We start from the raw sequence: 5812 nt of genomic DNA on the forward strand, positions 1-5812 counted from the left end.
TGAGGGTTGAAACATCCTCGGCCGCATAATCCGCCGCGCCGACACCGGCGTTGTTGACGAGCAGGGCAAGCGGCTTTCCCGCGACGCCATCCACGACCGCGTCGATGCCCGCCGAGGTCGCGAGGTCACCCGCGATCGTGCCGAAACCCAGCGCCGCCATCGCCTGCAATTTCTCGGCCGAGCGCCCGGTGACGATGACATCGGCGCCCGCGCCCTGCAATTGCAGCGCGATTTCGCGCCCGATGCCATCGCTGCCGCCCGTAACCAGCGCGAGTTTTCCTCGTAAATCCATGCGACCCCTCCCATGAGCTTTTACCTCGCGCACTATGGCGGGTCGCATCGCCATCGCCTACATGGAAAATCATGGCCCGCCCGAATGCTCCCGACCGATTCAACGAAGAAAAAGCGACCTATGTGATCCGCGGCGGCGACGGGGAGGGCGACCAGCCCGACCTCGAACGCGGCGCCGAGGCGATCCGCAGCGTCGTGCGCAAATTGCCCGCGCGGCCCGGTGTGTACCGGATGCTCGATGCGCGCGGCGATGTGCTCTATGTCGGCAAGGCGCGGGCGCTCAAGAACCGGGTGACCAATTACACGCAGGTCGCGCGCCTGCCGCAGAGGCTGCAGCGCATGGTATCGCAGACGCGCGCGATGGAGATCGTCACGACGACGAGCGAGGCCGAGGCGCTGCTGCTTGAGGCCCAGCTGATCAAGCGATATCGCCCGCCGTACAATGTGCTGCTACGCGACGACAAAAGCTTTCCCTTCATCCTGCTCCGCACCGACCATGACTTCCCGCGCGTGCAGAAGCATCGCGGGGCGCGGCGTGCGAAGGGGCGATATTACGGACCTTTTGCCAGCGCGGGATCGGTGGGGCAGACGCTCAACGCGCTGCAAAAGACCTTCCTGTTGCGCAGCTGCACCGACAGCTTCTTCGCCAACCGTTCGCGGCCATGTCTGCTTTATCAAATCAAGCGTTGCAGCGCGCCGTGCGTCGACCGGATTTCGAAGGAAGATTACGCGGGGCTCGTCGGCGATGCGCAAGACTTCCTCGAAGGGCGCTCGACCGCCGTCCAGAAACGGCTGGGCGATGCCATGACCAGGGCGGCGGAGGCGATGGATTACGAGCAGGCGGCGGTGATCCGCGACCGGCTGAAGTCGCTGACCTTCATCCAGGGCAGCCAGTCGGTGCATGCCGACGGGCTCGGCGACGCCGATGTCTTTGCGCTGGCCGCGAAGGGCGGGCAGCTGTGCATCGCGGGCTTCTTCATCCGCGGCGGGCAGAATTGGGGGCATCGCAGTTTCTTTCCTGCGCACGTCTCGGGCGTGCCCGAGAGCGAGGTGATGGCGAGCTTCCTGATGCAATTCTACGAAGGCGTGCCGCCGCCTAAGCTCATCCTCGTCGACCGCGAGCCCGACGAATGCGCATTGCTTGCCGAAGCACTGGGCGAAAGCGGCAGCCGCAAGGTCGAGATCAGCGTGCCGCAGCGCGGCAACCGGCGCCGGCTGCTCGAACAGGCGGTGCGCAATGCGGGCGAGGAACTCGACCGGCGCCTCGCCGAGAGCAGCAGCCAGGCGAAGCTCGGCCGCGAGCTCGCCGAACTGTTCGATCTCGATAACCCGCCGCAGCGCATCGAAATTTACGACAACAGCCATATCCAGGGCACCAACGCGCTCGGCGCGATGGTGGTCGCGGGGCCCGAGGGCTGGATCAAGGGCGCCTATCGCAAATTCAACATCAAGCGCGCCGAGACGATGCCGGGCGACGATTTCGCGATGATGCGTGAGGTCTTCCAGCGCCGTTTCGCGCGCGCGATCGACGAGGATCCCGAACGGACCAAGGGCGAATGGCCCGACCTCGTACTGATCGACGGAGGCAAGGGACAGGTGTCGGCCGCCGGCGCGGTTCTCGCCGAACTCGGGATCGATGACCTGACCTATATCGGCGTCGCCAAGGGCCCCGACCGCAACGCCGGGCGCGAAACCTTCTACCACCCCGACGGCCGCGAATTCACGCTGCCGCCGAACAATGCGGTGCTTTTCTACATCCAGCGCCTTCGCGACGAGGCGCACCGCTTTGCGATCGGCGCGCACCGGCAGAAGCGCGCGAAGGCAATGGGCAGCTCGCCGCTCGACGAGGTTCCGGGTATCGGCCCGTCGCGCAAGAAGGCGCTGCTGATGCATTTCGGCACCGCGCGCGCGGTGCGCGGCGCGAGTCTGGAGGACCTGAAGAAGGCGCCGGGCGTGAGCGCCGCGGTCGCGCAGGCGGTGCATGATTTCTATCATTCGGGACGGTGAGAGGGTGATTATGGATTTTGCAGCAGCCATGCCGCTTGCGGGAACGCTCGGCGTCACGATCGACGAAGGCAGCAAGGAGCGCGTCGCGGGCAAGCTGCCCGTGCGTCCCGATATCTGCACCGCGGGCGGGATCGTCCATGGCGGCGCGATCATGGCCTTTGCCGACTGTCTCGGCGCGGTCGGCGCCTTCCTGACGCTGCCCGAGGGCGCGAACGGCACGACAACGATCGAGAGCAAGACCAATTTCCTCGGCGCCGGACCGGTCGGGGTGACCCTGATCGGCGAAGCGACCCCGGTAAAGATCGGCAGGCGGCTGTCGGTCTGGCAGACGCGCATCCGCACCGAAGCCGGCGACGAGGTCGCACTGGTGACGCAGACGCAGATGGTGCTTTGGCCAGCCTGACCGCCGACGCCATCGTCTGCGCGGTTCGCGCGCATGGCGAGCATGGCGCGATATTGCGCGCACTCACGCGAGATGCGGGGCTCGTCGCCGGCTATGTCCGCGGCGGGCGATCGCGGCGACTACGGCCGATTTTGGTGCCGGGCAATCTGGTCGCGCTCGAATTGCGCGCCCGGACCGAGGATCAGCTCGGCGGCGCCACCGTGGAAATGCTCGAAAGCCGCGCGCCACTGCTCGCCGAGCCGTTGGCCGCGGCGGCTATCGACTGGATCACGAGCCTGACCGCGTCGACCCTTCCCGAAAGCCAGCCCTATCCCGCGCTCTATTCCGCCCTGTCGGCGGTTCTGGACGCGATCGGCGCGGCCTCCTCGGCGCGGCAGTGGGCTGCGGCGCTGACGCGCTACGAACTGCTGTTGCTCGCCGAACTCGGGTTCGGACTGAATCTCGAGGAATGTGTCGTAACGGGCTCGACCGACGATCTCGTGTTTATCAGCCCCAAATCGGGCGGCGCGGTGAGCGTCGGTGCCGCTGCGGGTTATGAAGATCGACTGTTTCGCCTGCCGCCCTTCCTGCGCGGGCAGGACGCCAGCCCGCCGATGGGCGACGTCCTCGACGGCCTGGCCATCACCGGCCACTTCCTCGACCGCGACATCCTCGACGGGCGCAATCGCGACTTGCTGATCGTAAGGGAAAGATTGACCGGTCGATTGGGCAGGGCGGTTGCGTGACGCGCCGCCGCTGTCTAAGCGGCTGGCGAGATACGAAAGGGCGACACGTTGAGAATCCTGCTGCTGGCTGGCGATGGCATCGGTCCGGAGATCATGGCGGAGGCCGAGAAGGTGCTTGCCGCGCTCGCGCTTCCCGTGACGCTCGACCGTGCGCTGGTTGGCGGCGCCGCGTATGAAGCGACCGGCCATCCGCTGCCGCCGGAAACGCTCGCCAAGGCGAAAGCGGCGGACTCTATCCTCTTTGGCGCCGTGGGCGATCCACGCTTCGACGGGGTCGAACGCCACCTGCGCCCCGAACAGGCGATCCTCGGCCTCCGCTCCGAACTTGGCCTGTTTGCCAATCTGCGTCCGGCCAAGCTGTTCGCGGGGCTCGAGGATAGCTCGGCGCTCCGTCCCGAGGTCGCCTCGGCAATCGACTTGCTGATCGTTCGCGAGCTCAATGGCGACGTCTATTTCGGCGAGAAGGGCACGCGCACGACGGTGAACGGCGAGCGCGAGGGTTATGACATCATGTCGTACAGCGAAAGCGAAGTGCGGCGTATCGCCCATGTCGCTTTCCGCGCGGCGCAGGGACGACAGAAGCGGTTGTGCTCGGTCGACAAGGCGAATGTGCTCGAAACCTCGCAGCTGTGGCGCGATGTCGTGACCGAGGTCGCGGCCGACTATCCCGACGTCGCGCTCAGCCATATGTATGTCGACAATGCCGCGATGCAGCTGGTGCGCAATCCGGGGCAGTTCGATGTCGTCGTCACCGGCAACCTGTTCGGTGATATCCTGTCCGATCAGGCGTCGATGTGCGTCGGGTCGATCGGACTGCTCGCGTCGGCGTCGCTGAGCGAAGGCAAGCAGGGGCTGTACGAGCCGATCCACGGCAGCGCGCCCGATATTGCGGGCAACGGCGTTGCCAATCCGCTGGCAATGATCTTGTCGCTCGCGATGCTGCTGCGCCACTCGGGCGGCGATGAGGCGAGCGCGGCGCGGATCGAGGCGGGGGTCGCGAAGGTGCTCGCGGACGGGTGCCGCGGCGCGGATCTCGGGGGCAATATGGGAACGACGGCATTGGGCGATGCGGTCGTTGCAGCTTTGAACGGATAAGCGAATGAAGAAGACGACAGGCCTCGACCGGAACAAGACACGCAACTGGCATCCCGCGACGCAGGCCGTGCGCGGCGGCACATGGCGCAGCGAGCATGGCGAGACGTCGGAAGCACTCTTCCTGACCTCGGGCTATACCTATGACAGCGCCGAGGAAGTCGCGGCGCGTTTCGCCGGCGAAGAACAGGGCATGACCTATTCGCGCCTGCAGAATCCTACCGTGGCGATGCTCGAAGAGCGCATCGCGCTGATGGAAGGCGCCGAGGCGTGCCGCGCGCAGGCGACGGGCATGGCCGCGATGACCACCGCGCTGCTCTGCCAGCTGTCGGCGGGCGACCATATTGTCGCTGCAAAGGCCGCTTTCGGTTCGTGCCGATGGCTCGTCGACCATCTCTGCCCGCGTTTCGGGATCGAGACGACCGTCGTCGACGGGCGCGACAATGATGCGTGGGAAAAGGCGATCAAGGCGAACACCAAGGTCTTCTTCTTCGAAACCCCGGCGAACCCGACGATGGATATCGTCGACGTGAAGCATGTCTGTGCGCTCGCAAAGGCGCACGGGATCACGACCGTCGTCGACAATGCCTTTGCCACCGCCGTGCTCCAGCGCCCGATGGATTTCGGCGCCGACGTCGTCGCCTATTCGGCGACGAAGCTGATGGACGGGCAGGGGCGCGTCCTCGCGGGCGCGGTCTGCGGGACCGAAAAGTTCATCAACGACGTGTTGCTGCCGTTCCAGCGCAACACCGGGCCGAACCTGTCGCCCTTCAACGCATGGGTCGTGCTCAAAGGACTCGAAACGCTCGACCTTCGCGCGCGGCGCCAGTCGGAGAATGCGCTCGCGGTCGGCAAGGCGATCGAAAGTCGCGTCGCACGCATGCTCCACCCCGGGCTTGCGAGCCACCCGCAGCATAATCTGGCGATGAGCCAGATGGAGGCGTGCGGGCCGATTTTCTCCTTCGTCCTCGACGGCGGGCGCGAACAGGCGATGGCGCTGCTCAATGCGCTCGAACTCGTCGATATCTCGAACAATATCGGCGACTCGCGCAGCCTGTGCTGCCACCCGGCCTCGACGACCCACTATGGCGTCAGCGCCGAGGCGCGCGCCGATATGGGGGTCGTCGAGGGAATGCTGCGCATCAACATCGGGCTCGAGGACCCGCGCGACCTGATAGCCGATCTGGACCAGGCATTGACCAGGGTCGGGCTTTAATGGAATCTGGCGCCGCGATGCCCGACTCTTCCCTGATCACCTTCTTCCCCTTTGCGGCGACCACCGGGTCAATCACCG

6 protein-coding genes are annotated in these 5812 nt (G+C 65.9%); 5 read left to right on the forward strand and 1 reads right to left on the reverse strand.

Annotated elements, in window-relative coordinates; translation table 11 throughout:
• On the reverse strand, window positions 1-292 hold a 292-nt coding region (locus tag VGD20_RS01720), incomplete at its 3' end, for an SDR family NAD(P)-dependent oxidoreductase (RefSeq protein ID WP_331132801.1).
• A gap of 71 nt (window positions 293-363) precedes the next feature.
• Here VGD20_RS01720 and uvrC point away from each other — a divergent pair.
• Genes uvrC through VGD20_RS01745 form a run of 5 tightly spaced genes read left to right on the forward strand, consistent with a single transcriptional unit; the run spans window position 364 to window position 5734 of the window.
• On the forward strand, window positions 364-2298 hold the full coding sequence (uvrC, locus tag VGD20_RS01725) for an excinuclease ABC subunit UvrC (protein WP_331132802.1): 1935 nt from the start codon (window positions 364-366) through the stop codon (window positions 2296-2298).
• Between the two features lie 10 nt (window positions 2299-2308).
• On the forward strand, window positions 2309-2701 hold the full coding sequence (locus VGD20_RS01730; protein ID WP_331132803.1) for a PaaI family thioesterase: 393 nt from the start codon (window positions 2309-2311) through the stop codon (window positions 2699-2701).
• Complete coding sequence (recO, locus tag VGD20_RS01735; protein WP_331132804.1) at window positions 2689-3426, forward strand: DNA repair protein RecO; 738 nt, start codon at window positions 2689-2691, stop codon at window positions 3424-3426. Before VGD20_RS01730 ends, recO begins: the two co-directional genes overlap by 13 nt.
• A 48-nt stretch (window positions 3427-3474) precedes the next feature.
• Complete coding sequence (leuB, locus tag VGD20_RS01740) at window positions 3475-4521, forward strand: 3-isopropylmalate dehydrogenase (protein WP_331132805.1); 1047 nt, start codon at window positions 3475-3477, stop codon at window positions 4519-4521.
• Between the two features lie 4 nt (window positions 4522-4525).
• Window positions 4526-5734 carry a trans-sulfuration enzyme family protein gene (locus VGD20_RS01745; RefSeq protein WP_331132806.1) on the forward strand — a complete coding sequence of 403 codons (1209 nt, stop codon included), beginning with the start codon at window positions 4526-4528 and terminating at the stop codon, window positions 5732-5734.
• Window positions 5735-5812 lie beyond the last annotated feature (78 nt).

It is taken from the genome of Sphingopyxis sp. (assembly GCF_036402335.1).
In the GTDB taxonomy this organism is placed as follows: Bacteria; Pseudomonadota; Alphaproteobacteria; order Sphingomonadales; family Sphingomonadaceae; genus Sphingopyxis.